This window comes from Phenylobacterium sp. (genome assembly GCF_031984885.1).
Taxonomy (GTDB): domain Bacteria; phylum Pseudomonadota; class Alphaproteobacteria; order Caulobacterales; family Caulobacteraceae; genus Phenylobacterium.
The window spans coordinates 1-21,172 of sequence record NZ_DAMABV010000023.1 but is presented as its reverse complement, the minus strand read 5'-3'; the positions used below and the strand labels follow the sequence as shown (position 1 = coordinate 21,172).

20 protein-coding genes and 1 tRNA gene are annotated in these 21,172 nt (G+C 72.0%); 14 read left to right on the top strand and 7 right to left on the bottom strand.

All coding sequences use genetic code 11. The features are described from left to right. The first annotated feature begins 242 nt into the window (after positions 1–242). The 3 genes from RTL41_RS20245 to RTL41_RS20235 are packed head-to-tail and all read left to right on the top strand — an operon-like array spanning position 243 to position 2,351. On the top strand, positions 243–857 hold the full coding sequence (locus RTL41_RS20245; RefSeq protein WP_312167108.1) for a LemA family protein: 615 nt from the start codon (positions 243–245) through the stop codon (positions 855–857). Then, on the top strand, positions 854–1,657 hold the full coding sequence (locus RTL41_RS20240) for a TPM domain-containing protein (RefSeq protein ID WP_312167092.1): 804 nt from the start codon (positions 854–856) through the stop codon (positions 1,655–1,657). The genes RTL41_RS20245 and RTL41_RS20240 overlap by 4 nt, the downstream gene beginning before the upstream one ends. Before the next feature lies 1 nt (position 1,658). Then, positions 1,659–2,351, top strand: coding sequence for a TPM domain-containing protein (locus tag RTL41_RS20235; RefSeq protein WP_312167090.1), 693 nt, complete (start codon positions 1,659–1,661; stop codon positions 2,349–2,351). Here RTL41_RS20235 and RTL41_RS20230 read toward each other — a convergent pair. Together RTL41_RS20230 and gloB are read right to left on the bottom strand one after the other, a co-directional pair. Next, positions 2,348–3,976, bottom strand: a complete 1,629-nt coding sequence (locus tag RTL41_RS20230) for a Na+/H+ antiporter (RefSeq protein WP_312167088.1) — start codon at positions 3,974–3,976, stop codon at positions 2,348–2,350. The genes RTL41_RS20235 and RTL41_RS20230 overlap by 4 nt on opposite strands. Before the next feature lie 15 nt (positions 3,977–3,991). Then, positions 3,992–4,756, bottom strand: coding sequence for a hydroxyacylglutathione hydrolase (gene gloB / locus RTL41_RS20225; protein ID WP_312167086.1), 765 nt, complete (start codon positions 4,754–4,756; stop codon positions 3,992–3,994). 81 nt (positions 4,757–4,837) lie between these two features. Here gloB and RTL41_RS20220 point away from each other — a divergent pair, with 81 nt between their 5' ends. After that, positions 4,838–5,593, top strand: coding sequence for a methyltransferase domain-containing protein (locus RTL41_RS20220; RefSeq protein ID WP_312167084.1), 756 nt, complete (start codon positions 4,838–4,840; stop codon positions 5,591–5,593). A 78-nt stretch (positions 5,594–5,671) separates the two neighbouring features. Then, a complete protein-coding gene (locus RTL41_RS20215) occupies positions 5,672–6,016 on the top strand; it encodes a P-II family nitrogen regulator (RefSeq protein ID WP_312167082.1) in 345 nt (114 codons plus the stop codon). On the opposite strand, the gene RTL41_RS20210 is transcribed toward RTL41_RS20215, so the two are convergent. Next, positions 6,017–7,372, bottom strand: coding sequence for a hypothetical protein (locus RTL41_RS20210; protein WP_312167080.1), 1,356 nt, complete (start codon positions 7,370–7,372; stop codon positions 6,017–6,019). A gap of 15 nt (positions 7,373–7,387) precedes the next feature. After that, positions 7,388–7,729, bottom strand: coding sequence for a helix-turn-helix transcriptional regulator (locus RTL41_RS20205; protein WP_312167078.1), 342 nt, complete (start codon positions 7,727–7,729; stop codon positions 7,388–7,390). 176 nt (positions 7,730–7,905) lie between these two features. On the opposite strand from RTL41_RS20205, the gene RTL41_RS20200 reads away from it, so the two are divergent. Together RTL41_RS20200 and RTL41_RS20195 are read left to right on the top strand one after the other, a co-directional pair. Next, the gene (locus RTL41_RS20200; protein WP_312167076.1) at positions 7,906–11,040 is read left to right on the top strand and encodes an autotransporter domain-containing protein; all 3,135 of its coding nucleotides are present in this window, start codon (positions 7,906–7,908) and stop codon (positions 11,038–11,040) included. A 21-nt stretch (positions 11,041–11,061) separates the two neighbouring features. Beyond that, positions 11,062–11,340: a hypothetical protein gene (locus RTL41_RS20195; protein ID WP_312167075.1), complete on the top strand. Its 279-nt coding sequence runs from the start codon at positions 11,062–11,064 to the stop codon at positions 11,338–11,340. A gap of 42 nt (positions 11,341–11,382) precedes the next feature. Here the strand turns inward: RTL41_RS20195 and metW are convergent, their stop codons facing one another. Both metW and RTL41_RS20185 read right to left on the bottom strand, forming a co-directional pair. Beyond that, positions 11,383–12,045 (bottom strand): methionine biosynthesis protein MetW, encoded by a 663-nt coding sequence (gene metW, locus RTL41_RS20190; RefSeq protein ID WP_312167074.1) that lies wholly within the window; start codon positions 12,043–12,045, stop codon positions 11,383–11,385. Further along, positions 12,042–13,193, bottom strand: a complete 1,152-nt coding sequence (locus RTL41_RS20185) for a homoserine O-acetyltransferase (protein WP_312167072.1) — start codon at positions 13,191–13,193, stop codon at positions 12,042–12,044. Before RTL41_RS20185 ends, metW begins: the two co-directional genes overlap by 4 nt. 125 nt (positions 13,194–13,318) lie before the next feature. On the opposite strand from RTL41_RS20185, the gene RTL41_RS20180 reads away from it, so the two are divergent. The 4 genes from RTL41_RS20180 (at position 13,319) to RTL41_RS20165 (ending at position 16,782) form a co-directional block, all read left to right on the top strand. Continuing rightward, on the top strand, positions 13,319–13,810 hold the full coding sequence (locus RTL41_RS20180; RefSeq protein WP_312167070.1) for a histidine phosphatase family protein: 492 nt from the start codon (positions 13,319–13,321) through the stop codon (positions 13,808–13,810). 3 nt (positions 13,811–13,813) lie between these two features. After that, positions 13,814–14,155 carry a DUF952 domain-containing protein gene (locus RTL41_RS20175; RefSeq protein ID WP_312167069.1) on the top strand — a complete coding sequence of 114 codons (342 nt, stop codon included), beginning with the start codon at positions 13,814–13,816 and terminating at the stop codon, positions 14,153–14,155. Beyond that, positions 14,152–15,192 (top strand): quinone-dependent dihydroorotate dehydrogenase, encoded by a 1,041-nt coding sequence (locus RTL41_RS20170; RefSeq protein WP_312167067.1) that lies wholly within the window; start codon positions 14,152–14,154, stop codon positions 15,190–15,192. Before RTL41_RS20175 ends, RTL41_RS20170 begins: the two co-directional genes overlap by 4 nt. Positions 15,193–15,285: 93 nt before the next feature. Beyond that, positions 15,286–16,782: a HAMP domain-containing sensor histidine kinase gene (locus RTL41_RS20165; RefSeq protein WP_312167066.1), complete on the top strand. Its 1,497-nt coding sequence runs from the start codon at positions 15,286–15,288 to the stop codon at positions 16,780–16,782. Here RTL41_RS20165 and ggt read toward each other — a convergent pair. Continuing rightward, positions 16,779–18,497: a gamma-glutamyltransferase gene (ggt, locus tag RTL41_RS20160; protein ID WP_312167064.1), complete on the bottom strand. Its 1,719-nt coding sequence runs from the start codon at positions 18,495–18,497 to the stop codon at positions 16,779–16,781. The two genes, RTL41_RS20165 and ggt, sit on opposite strands and share 4 nt — an antisense overlap. Positions 18,498–18,589: 92 nt before the next feature. Between ggt and RTL41_RS20155 the strand changes: the two genes are divergently transcribed. The 3 genes from RTL41_RS20155 to RTL41_RS20145 all read left to right on the top strand — a co-directional run bounded on the left by RTL41_RS20155 (position 18,590) and on the right by RTL41_RS20145 (position 21,172). Beyond that, positions 18,590–19,618, top strand: coding sequence for a P1 family peptidase (locus RTL41_RS20155; protein WP_312167062.1), 1,029 nt, complete (start codon positions 18,590–18,592; stop codon positions 19,616–19,618). 100 nt (positions 19,619–19,718) lie between these two features. Next, positions 19,719–20,999 (top strand): hypothetical protein, encoded by a 1,281-nt coding sequence (locus RTL41_RS20150; protein WP_312167060.1) that lies wholly within the window; start codon positions 19,719–19,721, stop codon positions 20,997–20,999. 96 nt (positions 21,000–21,095) lie between these two features. Further along, positions 21,096–21,172: transfer RNA gene (locus tag RTL41_RS20145), tRNA-Arg, on the top strand.

Below are 21,172 nucleotides of genomic sequence, written 5' to 3'. Positions count from 1 at the left end.
GCCGCGCGGGCCCCGCGCCCCGGCGAATTTTCACCGCTTCGGGGGTTCTGGCCAAGTCCCCGCCGGTCCCGCGCGGCGGCCTGGCGCGAGCGCCTCTCAGTAATCGCGCGGAGATTGCGCCGCCGCGCGCCTCGGGCCAATGATGGCGGGGCCAAGCTCGGACTTGGCGGCCTTGGGAGCTCTCTCACGTGACCAATCTTCGCCAACGCTTCGTGCGCGCAGCCCTGATCGTGCTGGCGCCCATGCTGATCGCCGGCTGCGGGATCAACACCATTCCGACCAAGGACGAGAAGGCCAAGGCGGCCTGGGCCGAGGTCCAGAACCAGTACCAGCGACGCGCCGACCTGATCCCCAACCTGGTGGAGACGGTGAAGGGCTATGCGGCCCAGGAGCGTGAGGTGCTGACGCAGGTCACCGAGGCCCGCGCCTCGGCCACCCAGGTCAAGGTCGACGCCTCGACCATCACCGACCCGGCCCAGTTCGAGAAGTACGCGCAGGCCCAGGACCAACTGTCGGGCGTGCTTGGCCGGCTGATGATGATCCAGGAGCGCTATCCGGACCTGAAGTCGAACCAGAACTTCCTGGCCCTGCAGAGCCAACTGGAAGGCACCGAGAACCGCATCGCCATCGCGCGGCGCGACTACAACGCCGCGGTCCAGGACTACAACACCGAGATCCGCACCTTCCCCGGCGCGCTGTGGGCCGGGACCGTGCACCGCTGGGCCAAGCCGATGCAGACCTTCGCGGCCAGCGCCGCGGCGCAGTCGGCGCCCAGCGTGAACTTCGGCGGCTCCGCGCCGGCCGCACCGCCGGTGAACATGGCTCCGGCGACGCCGGCGCCGGCCAACGCCCAATGACGAAGCTGGCGGGACCGCGGGGCGCCTTCAGCCTCGCGGTCCTGGTCCTTTTCCTGTTCGTGGGCGCCGCCGTCGCGGCGGCGCCGAAGTTCCCGCCCCTGACCGGGCGGGTGGTCGACAACGCCAACGTCCTGTCGCCGCAGGTCGAGGCCGAGCTGACCGCCGAGCTCGCCGACCTGGAGGCCCAGAGCGGCCGCCAACTGGTGGTGGCGACCCTGCCCGACCTGCAGGGCTACGAGATCGAGGACTACGGCTACCAGTTGCTGCGCACCTGGGGCATCGGCGACAAGGACCGCGACGACGGGGTGATCCTGATCGTGGCCCCGTCCGAGCGGAAGGTGCGCATCGAGGTCGGCTACGGGCTGGAGCCGGTCCTGACCGACGCGCTGTCGAGCCTGATCATCAACCAGCAGATCATTCCGGCCTTCAAGGAAGGCAAGCTGGAGGAGGGCGTGGTCGACGGAACCCGCGCGATCGTCCGGCAACTGGCCCTGCCCGAGGACGAGGCCCGCGCCGTGGCGGCGCAGGCCAGGCAGTCCCCGCAGAACGAGGGCGAGATCGGGATCGGCACGATCGTCGTCATCTTCATCATTTTCTGGCTGCTCAGCGGAGTGTTCGGCGGGCGTCGCCGCAGCGGCCTGTGGTGGCTGCCGCTGATCCTGGGCAGCGGCGGCGGGGGAGGCGGCGGCCGCCGTAGCGGCTGGGGCGGCGGCGGATTTGGCGGCGGCGGCTTCGGGGGAGGCGGCTTCAGCGGCGGTGGCGGTTCAGGCGGCGGCGGCGGGGCCTCGGGGAGTTGGTAGGATGCTGAGCGAAACGGACCGCGCCCGCATCGAGGCCGCGGTGAAGGCGGCCGAGACCGGCACGACGGGCGAGATCTACTGCGTGGTGGCGCCGGAATCCTCGGAGTACCTGGAAGTGCCGATCGCCTGGGGGGCGATCGCGGCCCTGGCTGCGCCGGCGGTGCTGCTGGCGGCCGGCGTCCACGTCTCGGCGCCCGACAGCATCGGCGGCGGCTGGTCGGCGGCCCAGATGAGTTCGGCGGCGGAGGCCGCGGCGCGGACGGCGCTGAGCGGCGCGATCCTGCTGCAGTGCGTGCTGTTCCTGGTCGTGGCGATCCTAGTGGCCATGCCGGTCGTGCGCCGGTTCATGACCCCGCGCGGCCTGAAGCGCGAGCGGGTGCGGCGGCGGGCGCACGAGCAGTTCCTGGCCAAGAACCTGCAGGCTACGCGCGAGCGGACCGGCGTGCTGATCTATGTCTCGGCCGGCGAGCACATGGCCGAGCTGATCGCCGACGAGGGCATCGCCGCCGAGGTGCAGGACGCGGCCTGGGAAGGCGCCATGCAGCGGCTGATGGACGGCTTCAAGGCGGGCCGCCCCGCCGACGGCTTCGAGGACGCCATCAGCCTGTGCGGCGCGATCCTAGCCGAGCACTTCCCGCCGCGCGAGGGCGACAATCCCAACGAGCTGTCGGACTCGGTGGTGGTGCTGGGCTAGCCGTAGCGGGCTTCCAGCAGGTCGATCTCGCGGACCAGCTTGCGCGCCGATTCGTCGTTGAGCCGGCGGGCGCGGGCCAGGCGGAAGATCGCGTCGCGCTCGGCGCGCAGGCCGGCCAGGCGTAGCTGGCGCTCGACCAGGTCGATGCGGCGGTTGAGCTCGATGGCCTCGGGCTCCTGCCGGCGGTTGTCGATCCGCTCGCGATAGAGCTCCATGATCCGCGCCGAGGCGTCGGTGTAGAGGTCGGCGTCGGCGCGGCCCTCGGCCATCTCGTGCTGGGCCTGTTCGATGGCGGTGATCGCCGCCTGGGCCGCCTCGACGCGGGCGTTGTCGACCTCGCTCTGGTGCGAGGGCTCGGGCGGCAGCTCCAGGTTCTTGAGCAGCCGCGGCAGGAGGACGCTGGCCGTCACCAGCGAGACGATGATCACCCCGGCGGCCAGGAAGATCGCCAGGTTGCGGGCCGGGAACGGCGTGCCGTCCGCCAGCGCGAAGGGCAGGGTCAGCACGCCGGCCAGGGTGATGGCCCCGCGCACGCCGGCGACCGAGGTCGCCGCGATCAGCCGCCAGCTGATCGGCGGGGCCGGCTCGCCGCGGCGGATGGCGCGGGCGATGTTCCATTTCAGCGAGAACCAGGCCCACAGGAACCGCAGGGCGGCGAGGGCGGCGGTGATCGCCAGGACGTAGACGATCAGCCACCAGGGCTCGTGGTGGCCGGTGACGCGCACGGTCTCGGCGGCCCTGGCCAGGATGCTGGGCATCTGCTCGCCCAGCAGCACGAAGATCACGCCGTTGAGCGTGAACTGGATGGTGTCCCAGACGGCGGCGCGGCGGACGCGGGTGACGGCGAGGGCCTGGCCGGTCTGCTCGGTGAAGCTCATGGTCACGCCGGCGGCGACGGCGGCGAGGATGCCCGAGCAGTGGAAGTGCTCGGCCAGCATGTAGGCGCCGAACGGGATCAGCAGGCTGACCAGGATCTGGACGCTGGTGTCCTCGCCCAGCTTGGCGGCGACCCAGTTCTTGGCGGTGGTGACGCTCCAGGTGACGCCGACGCCGATGGCCAGGCCGCCGAGCGCCACCCACAGGAACGAGCCGACCGCGTCCTGCAGCGAAAAGGCCCCGGTCATGGCGGCGGCCACGGCGAAGCGCATGCAGACCAGGCCCGAGGCGTCGTTCAGCAACGACTCGCCCTCGAGGATGTGCATCAGCCGCTTGGGGATCGGCGCGCGCGAGGCGATGGCCGAGACGGCGATCGGGTCGGTGGGCGAGAGGACGGCGGCGAGCGCGAAGGCCACGGCCAGCGGCATGGCCGGGATCAGCCAGTGGATCAGCAGGCCGACCCCGACGACCGTGAACACCACCAGGCCCAGCGCCAGCTCCAGGATCACCGCCCCGTCGCGGAACAGGTCGTCCTTGGGGATCCGCCAGCCGTCGAGGAACAGCAGCGGCGGCAGGAACAGCAGGAAGAAGACCGACGGCTTGAGGTCGACGGTCGGCACCATCGACACCGCGATGATCGCGCCCAGGCCGATCTGGACGAGGGGCAGCGGCATGCGGACCAGCCGCGCCAGCGGGGCGCTGACGACGACGGCCAGCAGCAGGAAGAGGATGGTCGAGATCCAGGACAATGGCGTGGTTCAGCTCTAGCCTTTGAAGCTGTCCTTGGCGGCCCGGACCGCGGCGAACGCCTCGTGGTCCTTCGCGCCGGGCAGGCCCATGCGCCCGGCGAGCGAGGGCGCGCGCAGGAAGGGGTTGGTCGCCTTCTCCAGGCCGATCGTCGTCGGCACGGTCCACTCGCCGCGCTCGCGGGCCGCGAAGATGTCGCCGGCCCTGGCCTTCAGCGCCGGGTCGTCGTCGACCGAGAGGGCGAAGCGGGCGTTGGAGGCGGTGTACTCGTGGGCGCAATAGACCTTGGTGTCGTCGGGCAGGGCCGCCAGGCGCTGGAGGCTGGCCCACATCTGCTCGGGCGTGCCCTCGAACAGGCGCCCGCAGCCCAGCGCGAACAGGGTGTCGCCGACGAAGGCGACATGATCGGCGGCGTCGAAATAGGCGATGTGGCCCAGGGTGTGGCCGCCGCTCTCGATCACCTCGAACCGGGTCTGGCCCAGCGTGACGCCGTCGCCGCCGGCGACGATGCGGTCGGGGGCCTGGCCGATGCGCTCGACCTCCTGGGGGCCGACCACGGTCGCGCCGGTGGCGGCCTTGATCTCGGCGTTGCCGCCGGCGTGGTCGGGGTGCCAGTGGGTGTTGAGGATCAGGTCCAGCTTCCAGCCCAGGGTGTCCAGCTCGCGCAGGATGGCGGCGGCCTCGGGCGTGTCGATGCAGGCGGCCAGGCCGGTGGCGTCGTCGCGCACCAGGAAGCCGTAGTTGTCGGACAGGCAGGGGAATTGGTGGACGGTGATCGACACGTGTCTCTCCTGGCCTTCTTGTCGGGGTCCTTGCGATTTAGGGTCGGCAGCGGGCCAAGTCGAGCCTAAGTCTTGCACAGCATGCGTCGCGACGTCCTCGAACTCCGCCAGTTCTACGCCACTCCGCTGGGCCGCGCGGCCCGGGAGATGGTGTCGCGCAAGGTGTTGGAGACCTGGGACGACGCCCGCGACCTGGACGTGCTGGGCCTGGGCTATGCGACGCCGTTCCTGGGCTCGATCCGGCCGGCGGCGCGCCGGGTGGTGGCGGCGATGCCGGCCCAGCAGGGCGTCGAGCTGTGGCCCGCCGAGGGCGCCAACCTGGCCTGCCTGTCGGCCGAGGACGCCCTGCCGTTCCAGAACGCCTTCTTCGACCGGATCCTGGCGGTCCACGCCCTGGAGGAAAGCCCCGACCCGATCGCGCTGCTGCGCGAGGTGTGGCGCGTGCTCTCGCCCACCGGCCGGGTGGTGGTGGTCACCGCCGCGCGCAACGGCCTGTGGGCCAACGCCGAGCGCACGCCCTTCGGGCACGGGCGGCCCTACACCCGCAGCCAGCTCGCCGACCTGCTGCGCGAGGCCGAGCTGGAGCCGACCGGCTGGACCCGCGCGCTCTACGTGCCGCCGGTCGCCTGGATGGCCGGCTGGGCCGAGGGCTTCGAGCAGGCCGGCTCGCGCCTGTGGCCCGGTTTCGCCGGGCTGGTGCTGACCGAGGCGGTGAAGGAGACCTTCGCGGTGAAGGCCAAGACCGCCCGGGTGCGCGCGCCTGCCGTCAGGCCGGGCCTTTCGCCGCTTCCGGCCAGCCGGGCGCCTGTTTCGCGGGCGCAGGAACCTCCGAGTTAGACAAGCGCTTGGACACGGTGTGGCTTGGGGCCTAGCTTGGGGGCTGTCAGCCAACGGTTCCAAGTCTGGAGTAGCGCCATGAAAATGATCGTCGCGGTCATCAAGCCGAGCCGCCTGGACGCCGTGCTGGAGGCCGTCACCGAGGCGGGCGCTTCGGGCCTGACTGTCACCGAGGTGCGCGGCTATGGCCGCCAGCGCGGCAAGACCGAGGTCTATCGCGGCGCCGAGTACGAGGTGAAGCTGCTGCCCAAGGTGAAGCTGGAGATCGCCGTGCCCTCCGACATCGTCGAGGCGGTGATCGAGGCCGTGGCGCGGACCGCCAACACCGGCAAGATCGGCGACGGCAAGGTCTTCGTGCTGGACCTGGAGCAGGCGCTGCGCATCCGCACCGGCGACCGCGACGCCGCGGCCATCGCCGGCTAGCTAGATGAAGCTTCCGTCGTCCGGCGACTGCTGGGCCTTCCAGGCGGCGTAGTCGTCGGGATCGCCCCAGATCGCCGACTCCACCACCGCCGGACCGGGGGCGTGGGTTCCGTCGAGGTTGCGCGCGTGACCGACCAGGACGTAGCCGTCGGCCCTGCCGTCGTTGTCCAGGTCGACGTCGAACCGCTGGCCGGGACGGGCGGTGGCCGCAATGTTGGTGGAGGTGTGGAAGCCCTCGGCGATGTCGGGCTGCTCGGTCCGGGAGACCACGCTGACGTTCTTGCCCTGGAAGGTCAGGCGGTCGCCCTCGCGCTGCGAGAAGTCCAGCACCACGCCCATCAGGCCGCCGGCCGACGGCGGCCCCTTCAGCACGAATTCGTCCGCGCCGGCGCCGCCGATGGCGATCGTGGTCGCGGTCAGGTGGATCTGGTCGTCGCCCGCGCCGCCGTCGAGAACGTCGAAGCGGCCTTCGGGGGCCGTGCCGCCGTCGAGGGTGTCGTTCCCCTCGCCGCCATAGAGACGGTCCGCGCCGGCGCCGCCCATCAGGCTGTCGTCGCCCGCGCCGCCGGAGAGGGTGTCGTCGCCGGCCCCGCCCTGCAGCGTGTCGCCGCCGTCGCCGCCCTGGATCACCTCGCCGCCGGCGTCGGTCTCCGGCGCGCCCGACGTCTCGGCGCGCGCGTCCAGAGAGGCGTCCAGCGCCGCGACCGCGGCGGGTTGGGTCGTGTCGGCGGCCGCTGCGGCGGGCTGCTGCTGCGGCGTCTCGATCGAGGCTTCCGCGCCGGCGGCTGAGGCGGGCGGCGGCTCCTCGCCCGGGCCGTGAGCCTGGGGCGCCAGCAGATCCTGGCGCTGGACGTCGTCGGAGGCGGGCTGGGCGGCGACCGCGATGGCGGCCAGGGGCCCGGCGGCGGCCGGCTCGGCGTGGTCGACGGCCGGCGGCGTGGCGGCCGCGGCGTCGTCGACCTCATGGATGAAGGTGGCGGCGACGACCAGGGCGATGAAGGTCTGCACCTGGCGGGCGCTGAGCGAGACGACCACGTCGTCGCGGACTTCGCGCCAGTCGCCGCCCAGCAGGCGATCGCACGCGGCCCAGAGGGTCTCGCCCTCCTGGATCGCGTCGGCCGAGGCGTCGTGGATCACGAACTGGCCGTTGATGCGGGCGACGTGGATCAGCACCTCTTCCTGGTCGTCCTTGATGACGCACCAGGGATCGCCCTCGTCGGTGACGCCGTAGACGACCTCGACCTTCGCCCCGTCGGCGGCGAGGCGGTCGGCCAGTTCGGACAGCCGCTCGCGTTCGGCGGCGGTCCATCCGCCGCCGGCGCTGGGCCGCGGCGTGAACGGGACGACGTTGTCCATGACGACGGTGGTTCCCTAGCCCCTGCCTGCCAGGCGCGCGACCGGCGCATCCTGAGCGGCGTCCCCGAACAACAGCCGGAAGAGCTCCGGCTCGTAGTAACGCAGCAAGGTGCGAGCAAATTCGGCAGGATCAAGGCCGATCGCCTGCGCCCAGGCGCCTTGCGTCTCGATCGGCACGCGGCCAAGGCCGCTCTCCACCTGCGAGACGAAGGTGTAGTAGCGCAAGCCGACACGCCCCGCCAGTTCGGCCTGGGTGAGCCCGGCGGCTTCGCGGCCGGCTTTCAGCCAGCGTCCGGCCTCCTGGCGCAGACTCTTGGTGGCCGCCGCCCGCGCAGGATCGACCGCGCTTCTTGGCATATCTCTACTCCCTCAGCTCCCGCGGCGAAGACGGCCGCAAACCCATCCTTGCGCACTTGACCCGCCGATGTACAGTAATTACTAAACGTGTTCATACGAGACGTGTAACGCCTCGTCCTTATCATAACATGGACCTGTGGCCGCAAGCCACGTCGTGAGGTCTGACTGGAGTGATCATGCGCCTTCGCCACGTCCTGTTCGCCGCCGCATCGCCGCTTTGCCTCCTGGCGGGCGCGGCCCAGGCCGAAACCGTCATCTCGACGTCCGTCTCGACCCCCGTCGCCACCGCCACCGCCGCCAGCGGGGCGCGCGACGACATCAAGATCACCAGCGCCGGGACGGTCCAGCCGACGTCCGCCGGCGCCGCGGTCACGCTGAACAGCGACAACACGGTGACCAACGAGGGGACGATCAAGTTCTCGAACGTCGACGACGCCACCGGCATCCTGGTGCTGGGCGGAACGACGGGCAGCGTCAGGCACGCGGGCACGATCGTCATCGACGAGACCACCGAGATCAAGGACGCCGACGGCGACGGGGACCTGGACGGTCCGTTCGCCACCGGCGCGCGCCGCTACGGCATCCGCGTGACCGGGCCGGCGGCGTTCCATGGCGAGGTGGCCCAGGTGGGCGGCTCGATCACCATCGAGGGCGCCGACTCGGCGGGGATCTCGGTCGAGACGGCGATCGACGGTTCGGTCCGCACGGCCGGCGCGATCACCGTGACCGGCGACCGGTCCTATGGCGTCCACACGGCCAGCACGGTCGGCGGCGACGTGGCGATCCTCGGGGCGGTGACCGTCCAGGGCCAGGACAACGTCGCGGTGGCGACCGACGACGACATCGGCGGCAAGCTGGTGCTGGGCAATGCGATCACCGCCACCGGCTTCCGCTACACCACGCGCGGGGCCGACGCGGCCGTCGCCAAGCTGGACGCCGACGACCTGCTGGTCGGCGGCCCGGCGGTGCGGGTGCGCGGCGACGTGCTCGGCGGCGTCGTGGTCGACGCGCCCCCGGCGGACCTCGACAAGGACGATCCCGACGAGGACAAGGACGGTATTCCCGACGCCCAGGAGACCACCGGCGCGGTCACCTCGCTCGGCTCGGCCCCGGCGATCCAGATCGGCTCGGACGCGCGGGCCGTGCGGCTGGGCGTCGGCGGGACCGACACCAACGCCTACGGCCTCAACATCAAGGGCACGGCCCAGGCGCTGGGGATCTATGACGGGTTCTCGGCCACGGCGGTCCAGGTGGGCGGCCTGGGCGGCGACGTCGTCGTCGACGGCGGCGTTCGCGTCTCCGGCACGGTCAGCGCCACGGCGGCCAAGGCCGGGGCGGTCGGCCTGCGCCTCGGCTCGGGCGCCAGCACCCCGAAGATCATCGTCGACGGCGGGGCCATCAAGGCGTCGGCCTCGGCGACCGACGCGGTGGACGTCCGCGCGGTGCAGATCGACGCCGGCGCGGGCGTCAGCTACCTCGGCAACTCCGGCGACATCACCGCGGCGATCACCGGAACCCAGGGCTCGGCGACCGCGATCCTCGACGCGTCCGGCTCGCTGAGCCTGATCGAGAACGTCAGGACCATCGCCGCCGGGTTCTCGCCCACCGACAAGACCCAGGCGATCACCGGCAAGGCCGTCGCCCTCGACCTGCGCGCCAACACCGCCGGCGTGACCGTGCGCCAGGGCCCGAACGCCTCGACCTCGGTGACCCCGGCCATCGTCGGCGACGTGCTGTTCGGCTCGGGCGCCGGGCGGCTCGAACTGCTGGCCGGCACGCTGGACGGCGCCGTGGCGTTCGGCTCGGGGGCCGACGCCCTGGTGATCGACGGCGGCGCCAGGATGACCGGCGCCCTGACCGACGCCGGCGGCGGCCTGACGGTCAACGTCGCCAAGGGCCGCCTGACCGCGACCAACGCCGACACCATCAACCTGACCTCGCTGTCGCTCGGCTCGACCGGCGAACTGGTGCTGACCGCCGACCCGGCGGCGGGCAAGTCGACCAGCCTCAATGTCGCCGGGGCGGCCGACCTGGCCACCGGCGCGAAGGTGGGCCTGCGCTTCACCTCGAAGCTGGACGCGCCGGCGACCTTCACCCTGATCAAGGCAGGGGCCCTGACCGCCGGGACCCTCGACGAGAGCCTGCTGGGCTCGACGCCGTGGCTCTACAAGTCCGAGCTGCGGGTCGACCAGGCCAACAACTCGCTGCTGGCCGACGTGCGCCGGCGCACGGCCTCGGAGGCCGGCCTCAACACCGCCGAGGCCGCGGCCTACGATGCGGTGTTCGCCAACTTCGACCGTGACGCCACGGTCCGCGACGCGCTGCTGAGCAAGACCGACGAGAAGGGCTTCACCGGCCTCTACGACCAGTTCCTGCCCGACTTCACGGGCAGCCTGTTCCACACCCTGGCGGCGGCGTCGGACGCCACCAACCGCGCGATCGACGAGAGCGACGGCCAGTTGACCGGCGAGGGCCTGCGCGTCTGGACCCAGGAGATCGCCTTCCTGGTGAAGCGCGACGTCGACCGCACCACCAAGTACGACGCCGACGGCTTCGGCCTGGCCGGCGGCATCGAGGCCCCGTACACCGGCATCGGCACGCTGGGCCTGATGACCAGCTTCGTGAACGTCAATGTCGACGACGCCTTCGCCTCGGCCGCCGAGTCGCTGGGCGGGCAGGTGTTCTCGGCCGGGGTCTACTGGCGCGACACGGCCGGCGGCCTGACCGCCAACCTGGGCCTCAACGGCGGCTATGCGTCGCTGAAGAGCACCCGGGTGCTGTCCGATCCGGCCGCGGGCCTGAACAAGGAAGCCAAGTCCGACTGGAGCGGCCTGACCTTCGCCGCCCACGCGGGCCTCTCCTACCTGTTCGATCTCGGCCGCCTCTACTTCAAGCCCCAGGCCACCGCCGACTACTTCATGCTGAAGGAAAACGACCGGACCGAGTCCGGCGGCGGCGGGGCGATGGACCTTTCGATCGACGAGCGTTCGAGCAACCAGCTCAGCGCCTTCGCCGGCCTCACCCTCGGAGCCCGCTTCGGTGAGGAGAGCGCCTTTGTCTGGGTTCCCGAGCTGACCGCCGGCTGGCGTCAGGCAGCCGGCGACGGGGTGGACGTCACGACCGCCCGCTTCGTCGCCGGAGGTCCTGCCTTCAGCCTGGCCGCCCCCGACCTGTCGGGCGGCGGGCCGGTGGTGCGCCTGGCCCTGCGCGGCCAGGGCCAATACTTCGACTTCGCGGTCGAGGGGGGCGGCGAGTACCGCGACGACTACGAGGCCTATGACGGCCGGGTGGTGGTCCGCTTCCTGTTCTAGTCGCGTGGAGCTGTGGTTCAGATGACGCTCTTGCTTGGAGGTCTGCTGGCGATCGCCGCCGGCCTGGTCGGCGTCGCCCGCCGCACCTACGGGCGCCCCCCGCTCTGGCGGTCGTGGGCGGCCCTGGCCGGGGCCGTCGTCTGTCTCGGTTCCGGCGTTGCGCTCGTGATCGTCGAGCCCAGCGCCATCGTGGAGACGCCGGTCCTGTTCGTGGCCGGCTTCTGCCTCTTCGAGGGGAGCCTGGCGCTCCTCAGCCTGATGGCTGCGGCGGGACGCCCGCAGCCCAAGTGGCTCTCCTAGGCGGCGCTTCCCCAGGGCGGATGGTCCCCCCGTCGCCCGCCGCTATTCGAAGAGGCTGCCCGGGGGCGGGGCCGGCGTGCTTGGAGGCGCCGGCTCCGCCTTTCGGCTGAGCAGGAAGAGGGCGTTTTCCGCCCGCCAGTTCTCGATCGGACGCGAAGGATCGATCTGCCGCGCCGGCTTGCCCGGCACGAGCGAGGCGCAGGCGTCGATCCTCAGCTCCAGGTCGTCGCAGAGCGCGGTGAAGTCGCGCAGGGTGCAGAGGTGGATGTTCGGCGTCGACCACCACGGTTCGGGCAGGGACTTGGTCTCGGGCATCCGGCCCTTGGTCAGCAGGTCCATGCGCACCCGCCAGTGCCCGAAGTTCGGCAGCGAGACCACCGCACGGTCGGCGATGCGCAGCAGTTCGGACAGCACGTGCTTGGGATCGCGCACCTGCTGCAGGGTCTTGGACAGCACCGCGTAGTCGAAGGCCTTGGTCGGGAAGTTGTCGAGGTCGTGGTCGGCGTCGCCCTGCACCACGGCCAGCCCCCGCGCCAGGCAGGCGGCGACGCCCTCGCGCGACAGCTCCAGGCCCTGGCCGTCGATCTCCTTCTCGGCGGTCAGCAGCTCCAGCAGCTCGCCTTCGCCGCAGCCGACGTCGAGCACCCGCGCGCGCGGGCGCACCATCCGGAGGATTTCCCTGAAGTCGTCGCGGATGGACGTCACGCAAGGCCCCGCTTGTCGGCCGCGGAGGCCAGGAAGCCGCGCAGGGCCGAATCCAGCACCGGCTCGTCCAGGAAGAAGGCGTCGTGGCCCTTGTCGGTCTCGATCTCGGCGAAGGACGCGCGGCAGCCGGCGGCGTTGAGCGCGCGGACGATGTCGCGGCTCTCGGCGGTGGAATAGAGCCAGTCCGACGAGAACGACAGCACGCAGAAGCGCACGCGCCGCGCCTTGCGGAAGCACTCGGCCAGCACCCCGCCGCACCGCGCGCCGAGGTCGAAATAGTCCAGCGCCCGGGTGATGTAGAGATAGGAGTTGGCGTCGAAGCGGTCGACGAAGCTGGCGCCCTGGTGGCGCAGGTAGCTCTCCACCTGGAAGTCGGCGTCGAAGCCCCACGACAGGCCGTCGCGCTGCAGCTCGCGGCCGAACTTCCGCTGCAGGGCCGGCTCGGAGAGATAGGTGATATGCGCGGCCATGCGCGCGACGGCCAGACCCTTTTCCGGCCGCACGCCGGCCAGTTGATAGGCCCCGCCGCGCCAGTCGGGATCGGCCATGATCGCCTGGCGGCCGACCTCGTGGAAGGCGATGTTCTGGGCCGAGTGGCGGGCCGCCGCGGCGATGCAGATGGCCGAGAACAGCTTGTCTGGATAGTCGGCGGCCCATTGCAGGACCTGCATGCCGCCCATCGAGCCGCCGACCACGGCGAACAGGGTCTCGATGCCCAGGGCCTCGATCAGCATGGCCTGGGCGCGCACCATGTCGGCGATGGTGATCACCGGGAAGGAGAGGGCGTAGGGCTCGCCCGTCGCCGGGTTCAGCGAGGCCGGGCCGGTGGAGCCCATGCAGCCGCCGACGACGTTGGTGGCGATGATGAAGTAGCGCTCGGGATCGAGCGGCAGGCCAGGGCCGATGACGCGGTCCCACCATCCGGGCTTGCCGGTGACGGGGTGGGGCGAGGCCGCGTGCTGGTCGCCGGTCAGGGCGTGGCAGACCAGCACGGCGTTGGACTTGTCGGCGTTGAGCGCGCCGTAGGTCTTGTAGGCGATCTCCAGCGGGCTGAGCAGCGCGCCGGAGTCCAGGCGCAGCGGCTGGTCGGCGGGAAAGCTATGCAGGCCGCCGCCGGTTTCGACCTTCGGGATCGCAATCGCGCTCATGCGCCGCTTGGACCGCCAAGCTCTTTCGCTGTCAACAGCTTCGCGTATCGGCTTTGGCCGGCTATGACACCTTTCAAGCAGCGCTCGGGGGCGCGTCAAACAGCAAGGAGCGTGGCGGAGCGTTCATGGACCGGCTTATTCTCTTGCGCCACGGCAAGGCGGAGCGTGACTCCAAGAGCGGCGAGGATTTCGACCGCAAGCTCACCGACCGCGGCGTCCGTGAAACGGCGGCCATGGCTGCGAACCTCGCGGACCTGGGCCTCATCCCCGACATCGTGCTGGTCTCGCCGGCCAAGCGCACGCGCGAGACCTGGGCCTCGGCCCAGGCGGCGTTCCCCAACAGCGCCTCGCGCACCGAGCAGTTGCTGTACCTGGCCGAGGAGCGCGTCGTGCGCGAGCTGGCCGAGGCGGCGGGCCAGTCCTCGCGCACGGTGATGGTGGTCGGGCACAATCCGGGCCTGCAGGAGCTGACCATCCGTCTGCTCTCGGAAGGCGGCTCGCCCGCGCCGCTGATCGCCCGGGCGCACGCGGCCTTCCCGACCGCGGCGGCGGCGGTGTTCCTGTTCGATGCGGCCGGCCGCCCGTCCTATGACGGCCTGTTCTTCCCGAGGGGCTGAGCCGTGGGACGCATCTACAAGATCCTGGCCCGCACGGAATGGACGCAGGCCAAGGCCGCCGGCGTGTTCGAGGGCTCGGCGGTCGACCTGGCCGACGGCTTCATCCACTTCTCGACCGCGGCCCAGGCGGCCGAGACCGCCCGCCGGCACTTCGCGGGCCAGGCCGACCTGGTGGTGCTCGAGCTCGAGGCCGACGACCTGGGCCCGGCCCTGGTCTGGGAGCCCTCGCGCGGCGGCGACCTCTTTCCGCACCTCTACGGCCCGCTGGCCGCCGACAAGGTGCTGGCCGTGACGGAAGCGCCGCTGGCGCAGGACGGCGTTCCGCAACTGGGGACATTGGCATGAGCCTGCACGACATCGCCGCCCGCGCCATGCACGTCCTCGACCCGGAGGACGCCCACCGCCTGACCATCCGCCTGCTGGCCCTGGGCCTGGGCTCGCGCGGCGGCGCAGACGATCCGATCCTGGCCACCGAGGTCGCGGGCCTGAAGCTGCCCAACTGCGTGGGCCTGGCCCCCGGCTTCGACAAGAACGCCGAGGTGTTCGGCCCCATGCTGGCCGCCGGCTTCGGCTTCGTGGAGTGCGGCACGGTCACGCCGCTGGCCCAGGCCGGCAATCCGCGCCCGCGCCTGTTCCGCCTGACCGAGGACCAGGCGGTGATCAACCGCATGGGCTTCAACAACGAGGGCCTGGAAGCCTTCGCCGCCCGGCTGGCGCGGCGCGGGCCCGGCGTGGTCGGGGCCAATATCGGCGCCAACAAGGACGCCGAAGACCGCATCGCCGACTATGTCACCGGCCTGACCCGGCTGTGGGGCCTGGCGTCCTATTTCACGATCAACATCTCCTCGCCCAACACGCCGGGCCTTCGCGCCCTGCAGACCAGGGCGGCGCTGGAGGACCTGCTGGGCCGGCTGGCGGCGGCGCGCGATTCGCTGCCGGCGGCGGGCCGGGTCCCGATGTTCCTGAAGGTCGCCCCCGACCTGGAGGACGGCGAGGTCGAGGCGATCGTCGAGACGGTGGCGGCCAACGGCCTGGAGGGGATCATCGTCTCCAACACCACCATCAGCCGCCCGCACCTGGCCTCGAAGTTCGCGGGCGAGGCCGGCGGGCTCTCGGGCGCGCCGCTGACGGCGCTCTCGACCCAGATGCTGGGGGCCTTCGCCCAGGCCGCGGCGGGACGGGTGGCGCTGATCGGCGCCGGCGGCGTCGGTTCGGGCCAGGACGCCTACGCCAAGATCCGGGCCGGCGCCTCGGCGGTGCAGCTCTATTCGGCCATGGTGTTCGGCGGTCCGGGCCTGGTCACCCGTGTCAAGCGCGACCTGGCCGCCTGCCTGCGCCGCGACGGCTTCGCCTCCGTCGCCCAGGCTGTGGGCGCGAATTGAGGTCAATGCTGAGGCTTTCCCACGGAATTGGCTACGCTTTCGGGCGCCCCTGCGTTGCCGAACCGTTCCGGGTGCAGTAACGGGGGAGTCGTCATGGCGGACGCCCCCTCTCCTTCGGCGCCCAAAAAGCCGCCCACGCGTCGCTTTTTCTGGCCGGGCGGCCTGTCGGCACGTCTGCTGCTTCTGACCATACTGTTCGTGGCGGGCGCCAGCGCCATCGCATTGCCCGCGGCCCTGGCCTCGTTCGAGGAGCAGTGGCTGCTGGACCGGGTGCGGGCCGCCGAACTGGCCTCGATGGCCACCGAGGTCGCGCCCGACCAGATCCTCAGCGAGAACCTCGCCTCGCAGTTGCGCGAAGTGGCGGGCGTCCAGACCGTCGCGGTGCTGGACAACGACGGCAACCGATTCCTGAAGGTCCCGGGGCCGCGCCTGGAAGAGCCGCCCTATCTGGTCGACCTGCGCGACCAGGCGCCGGCCTCCTGGCTGTCGGCGCCGTTCCAGACCCTGTTCGGCGGCGCCGACGGGCGGATGGTGCGGGTGATCGCCGAGCCGCGCTTCTACAGGGCCCAGTTCATCGAGGTCGTCGCGCCCGACACCGAGCTGAAGGCCGAGCTGACCGCCTATCTCTGGCGGCTGCTGGCGATCATGGGCTTCGTCTCGTTTCTGGCAGGCGGGCTGGTTTACCTGTCGCTCAACTACTTCCTGGTCCGCCCGATGCAGCGGATCACCCGCTCGATGGAGCGGTTCGCGGCCGATCCGGAGGACACCGCCGCGCACATCGCCCCCTCCGGCCGCCGCGACGAGGTCGGCCGCGCCGAGGTGCAGTTGGAGCGGATGCAGGAGGAGCTGCGCGCGGCCCTGCAGTCGCGCGCCCGCCTGGCCGCGCTGGGCGAGGCGGTGGCCAAGATCAACCACGACCTGCGCAACATGCTGACCAGCGCCCAGATCGCGTCGGAGCGGCTGGCGGCGCTGAAGGACCCGCAGGTGACCCAGGCCATGCCGCGCCTGGAGCGGGCGCTGGACCGGGCGGTGAAGCTGGCCAGCGACGTGCTGGCCTATGGCAAGACCGAAGAGGCCGCGCCCGATGCGCGCCCGGTGCTGCTGTCGCAGATCCTGGAGGGGGCCGAGGAGGAGGCGCGGCTCTCGCCCGAGGGCGTGCGGCTGATCTCGCTGGTGGACCGCGCCGACCAGGTCAACGCCGACCCGGACCAGTTGCACCGCATCCTGGTCAACCTGATGCGCAATGCGCGCCAGGCGATCGAGCAGCAGGCCGGCCGCGAGACCCCCGGCTCGGTCCAGGTCTCGCTGTTCGAGGAGGACGGCGTCAGCGTCATCCGCCTGGCCGACAACGGGCCGGGCGTGTCGGAGCGGGCGCGCGAGCGGCTGTTCCAGCCCTTCGCCGGTTCGACCCGGCCGGGCGGCGCGGGGCTTGGCCTGGCCATCGCCCGCGAGCTGGCCCAGGGCCACGGCGGCGACCTGGCCCTGGCCGAGACCGGGCCGCAGGGCTCGGTGTTCGAGCTGCGGCTGCCCGGCGCCCCGACCAAGGCGCCGACGCCGAAGCGCCGGCGCAGCAAGACCCGGGAAGTCTAGAAGCCCTTCGCGACGCCTTCGCGGCGGTCGTCGGCGCCGCCTTGCAGGCCCTGCGGGGTGACCATGACGCCGTGCAGGCCGGAGCCCTCGCCGCCGCTGCCCTTGAAGGCGATCCCCTTGGCGGCCAGGGCGTCGACCACGCCGGGCGCGTAGCGGGCCGGCTCGGAGGCGATGCTGTCGCCGCGGGCGATCAGGTTGGGCAGGGCGAAGGCGTCGGCCACGCTCATCTTCCAGTCCAGGATCGCGACCAGGGCCTTGAGGTTGTAGGCCAGGATCGAGTTGCCGCCCGGCGAGCCGATGGCCGCCACGAAGCGTCCCTCGCGGTCCAGCACGATGGTCGGCGCCATGGAGGAGCGCGGACGCTTGCCCGGCGCCACGGCGTTGGCGGCCTTGGTCCCGTCGGCGTTGGCCGGGGCCCAGGAGAAGTCGGTGAGCTGGTTGTTCAGGAAGAAGCCGCCGACCATGCGGCCGGTGCCGAAGATGCTCTCGACCGTGGTGGTCATCGAGACCACGTCGCCGTCGGCGTCGACGATCACGAAGTGCGAGGTGCCGCCCGGCTCGCGGGTGGCGTCGGGGGCCAGGGCGCCGGCGCCGCGCGGCGCGCCGGGCGCCGGGGCCGGGCCGGCGACGTCGCCGATCAGGGTCGCACGCTGGGCGACGTAGCTGTCTTCCAGCAGGCCCTCGATCGGCACGGGCGTGAAGTCCGGGTCGCCGAAGTAGCGGTCGCGGTCGGCGTACATCAGGCGGCTGGCCTGGGCGAACAGGAACCAGGCCTGGGGATCGCCCGGGCCGCGCTTGTCGATATCGGTGTGCGAAAGGATGCCGAGCGCCTCCAGCAGCGCCGCGCCGCTGGACGGGGCGTCGGGCACGCAGACGACGTAGAGGCGGTAGGGCCGGCAGACGGCCTCGCCCGCCTTCGGCTTGTAGGACTTCAGGTCGGCCAGGGTGATCGTCCCGGGCAGCGGGCCTTCGTGCACCTTGGCGACGATGGCCTCGGCGATGGCGCCTTCCAGCAGCGCCTTGGGGCCCTCGGCGGCGATCTTGCGGACCGTCTGGGCGTAGGCGGGGTTCTTCAGGACGTCGCCGGCCTGATAGCGCTGGCCGTCGGGCTTGGTGAAATAGGCCGCCGCGTCGGGCGTGCCGGCCTGGGGGAAGGGGCTGGCGATCATGCCGGCCAGGCGCGGGCTGACCACGAAGCCGTCGGCGGCCAGGCGCTCGGCGTCGTCGAACAGGTCCTTCCAGGCCAGCTTGCCGTGCTGGGCCTGGGCCATGGCCAGCATGGCCACCGCGCCGGGCACGCCGGTCGCCTTGCCGCTGGTCACCGCGACGGGGAACGGCAGCGGCTTGCCCGCGCTGTCCAGGAACATGTCCTCGGTCGCGCCGGCCGGGGCGGTCTCGCGGCCGTTATAGGCGACCACCTTCTTCGTTTTGGCGTCGTAGTAGGTCATGAAGGCGCCGCCGCCGACGCCCGAGCTCTGCGGCTCCACCAGGCTCAGCACCGACTGCACGGCCACCGCGGCGTCCACCGCCGAGCCGCCCTTGCGCAGCACGTCGAGGCCCGCCTCCACCGCCAGCGGGTTGGCGGCGGCGACCATGACCTGGGGGCCGGCGGCGGCGGCCGCGGGGGCCGGCGCGGGCGCCTCCCTGGTGGTCGTGGCGCAGGCCGCAAGGGCCAGGGCAAGCGGAAGGGCGGCGAAACGCTGGAGCTGAAGCACTTGGAACCCATCGGAGGCGGAGGGGAGGAGAGCGCCACCATAGCCATCCGCGCGTGGACAACAAATGCGCCGCCGTGCTTTCGATGCCGATTATGAGCCAGAACCCCGCCGCTGCGCCCGGAGCGCGCAACCTGATCACCGATGTGCCCGGCCTGAAGGTCGGCCAGGCCGGCGACGCCGCCGTCCGCACCGGGGTCAGCGTCATCCTGCCCGACGAGCGCGCCGTGGCCGGCTGCGACGTGCGCGGGGGCGGCCCGGGCACCCGCGAGACCGACGCCCTGGCCCCGGAGAACCTGGTCGAGGCCATCGACGCCGTCGTGCTGTCGGGCGGCTCGGTCTACGGCCTGGCGGCGGCGGACGGGGTCGTGGCCTGGCTGGGGGCGCAGGGACGCGGCTATGGCCTGGTCAGCGCCGCCGGGGTCCCGCGCTCGCCGGTCGTGCCCTCGGCGATCCTCTATGACCTCGCCAACGGCGGCGACAAGGCGTGGGGCGAGGACTCGCCCTATCGCCGGCTGGGGCGCGAGGCGGTGCTGGCTGCGGGCCTGGACGTCGAGCTCGGGACGGCGGGCGCCGGCTATGGCGCGATGGCGGGGGGCCTGAAGGGCGGGACCGGCTCGGCCTCGATCGTCACGGCCGACGGGATCAGCGTCGGCGCCCTGGTCTGCGTCAATGCGTTCGGCTCGGTGGTGGCGCCGGGCGGGCGGACCTTCTGGGCGGCGCCCTACGAGGTCGGCGACGAGTTCGGCGGCCTGGGCGCGGCGGGCCTCGCGGCCGCCGCCGACGACTGGGGCCTGGCCAAGTCCGACCCGAAGGCGCGGATGAACACCACCATCGCCTGCGTGGCCACCGACGTGGCCCTGACCCCGGCCCAGGCCCGGCGGGTGGCGATCATGGCCCAGGACGGCCTGGCCCGCGCCATCCGGCCGGTCCACGCGCCCTTCGACGGCGACGTGGTCTTCGCGCTCTCCACCGCCCGCCGGCTGCTGGGCGCGCAGGCCGACTTCACGGTGGCCCGGATCGGCGCGCTGGCGGCCGACGTGCTGGCCCGGGCGGTGGCGCGCGGCGTCCATGCGGCCCAGGGCTGGCCGGGCTCCAGAAGCTGGCGCGACCTGCAGGGATAGGGCTTCGCAGGTTTCGGCGTTTCAGCGATTGGCGAACGCTGCGGCTGCGCATAGAGTTCGAAGACCCGCGTTCTTAGAGTTCCTGGATGGAGACAGGCCCATGATCTGGGTGAGAACGACGGCCGTCCTGGCCGGCGCCGGCCTGCTGGCCACGGGCGCGCAGGCGCAGCCCGCGCAACAGGTGACCGGCCCGGTCGCCACCTACTGGATGAGCGCCCAGACCCTGACCGGCTTCGGGGCCATGGGCGCCGGCGGCGGGCGACCCTCGATGGGGGCCATGATGGGCGCGATGATGGGCGGCGGCTCGAACGTCTCCAAGTCCCTGACCCTGCAGCTTGGGACCTCGCGCACGGCGAGCGGCGCGCCGGCCGCCGAGCACCTGCCGCCCAGCGCCCTGCGGGCCGGCGAGAGCCTGCCGCTGCTGTCGCCCAAGGCTCCCGGCCCGGTGCGCGAGACGCCCTACGCCATGCCGGAGGGCTACAAGCCCAAGGGCAGGATGCTGATCTACTGGGGCTGCGGCGAGCACGCGGGGCCGGGCCAGCCGGTCGTCATCGACTTCGCCAAGGTGGCCGCGGGCCAGGTTCCGGCCGGCCTGCAGTCGCTGGCGGCCACCTTCGGCTCGCCGATGCAGCCGCCCGCGCCGGGCCGCAGCACGACCTATGGCGAATGGCCCAACGAGAAGACCCGCACCACGGTGCCGGGGAACGGCTCGCTGGTCGGCGACCACCTGATCCGCGGCAACTACACGCCCGACATCAAGTTCGCCCTGGCGGCCGAGCAGGACTTCCTGGGGCCGCTGAACCTGACCCGCAACCTGGTGAACCCGTCGGGATCGGGTCAACTGGCCTGGAACGCGCTCGGGAACGCCCGCGGTTACCTGGCCGTGGCCATGGGCGCCAGCGCCGACGAGACGGTCGTGCTGTGGTCGTCCAGCCAGGTGCAGGCCTCGGCCTTCGCGCTGCCCGACTATCTCAGCAACGGCGACATCCAGCGGCTGGTCGCGTCCAAGGCGCTGATGGCGCCGACCACGACGAGCTGCACCATCCCGGTCGAGGTCGTGAAGGCCGCGCCCCAGGCGATGGTCCAACTGGCGGCCTATGGCGGCGAGACCAACATCTCCTATCCGCCGAGGCCCGCCGATCCGAAGACGGCCTGGAACATCGATTGGACCCTCAAGGTCCGCTACAAGTCGCAGACCGGCGGCATGCTGGGCATGCAGACGCCCGGCGCGATGGGCATGGCCGACGACGACGCCGACGGCGGCGATCAGCGCGGCGATCCGCAGGGGCAGGGCGGCCAGAAGAGCAAGTCGCCCTTCGGCGCGCCGGGCGTCGGCGGGACGATCCTGAAGGGGCTCGGCGGCCGTCTTCCGGGGCTCTGAAAAGAAAATCGGCCGGGGCGAAATTTTCTTCTCGCCCCGGCTTGCCAACCCCCGCCGGCCCGACTAGGTTCCGCGCCCTTGCCGTAGGGCAACAGCGCGCCCGTAGCTCAGCTGGATAGAGCATCAGACTACGAATCTGAGGGTCGGACGTTCGAATCGTTCCGGGCGCGCCA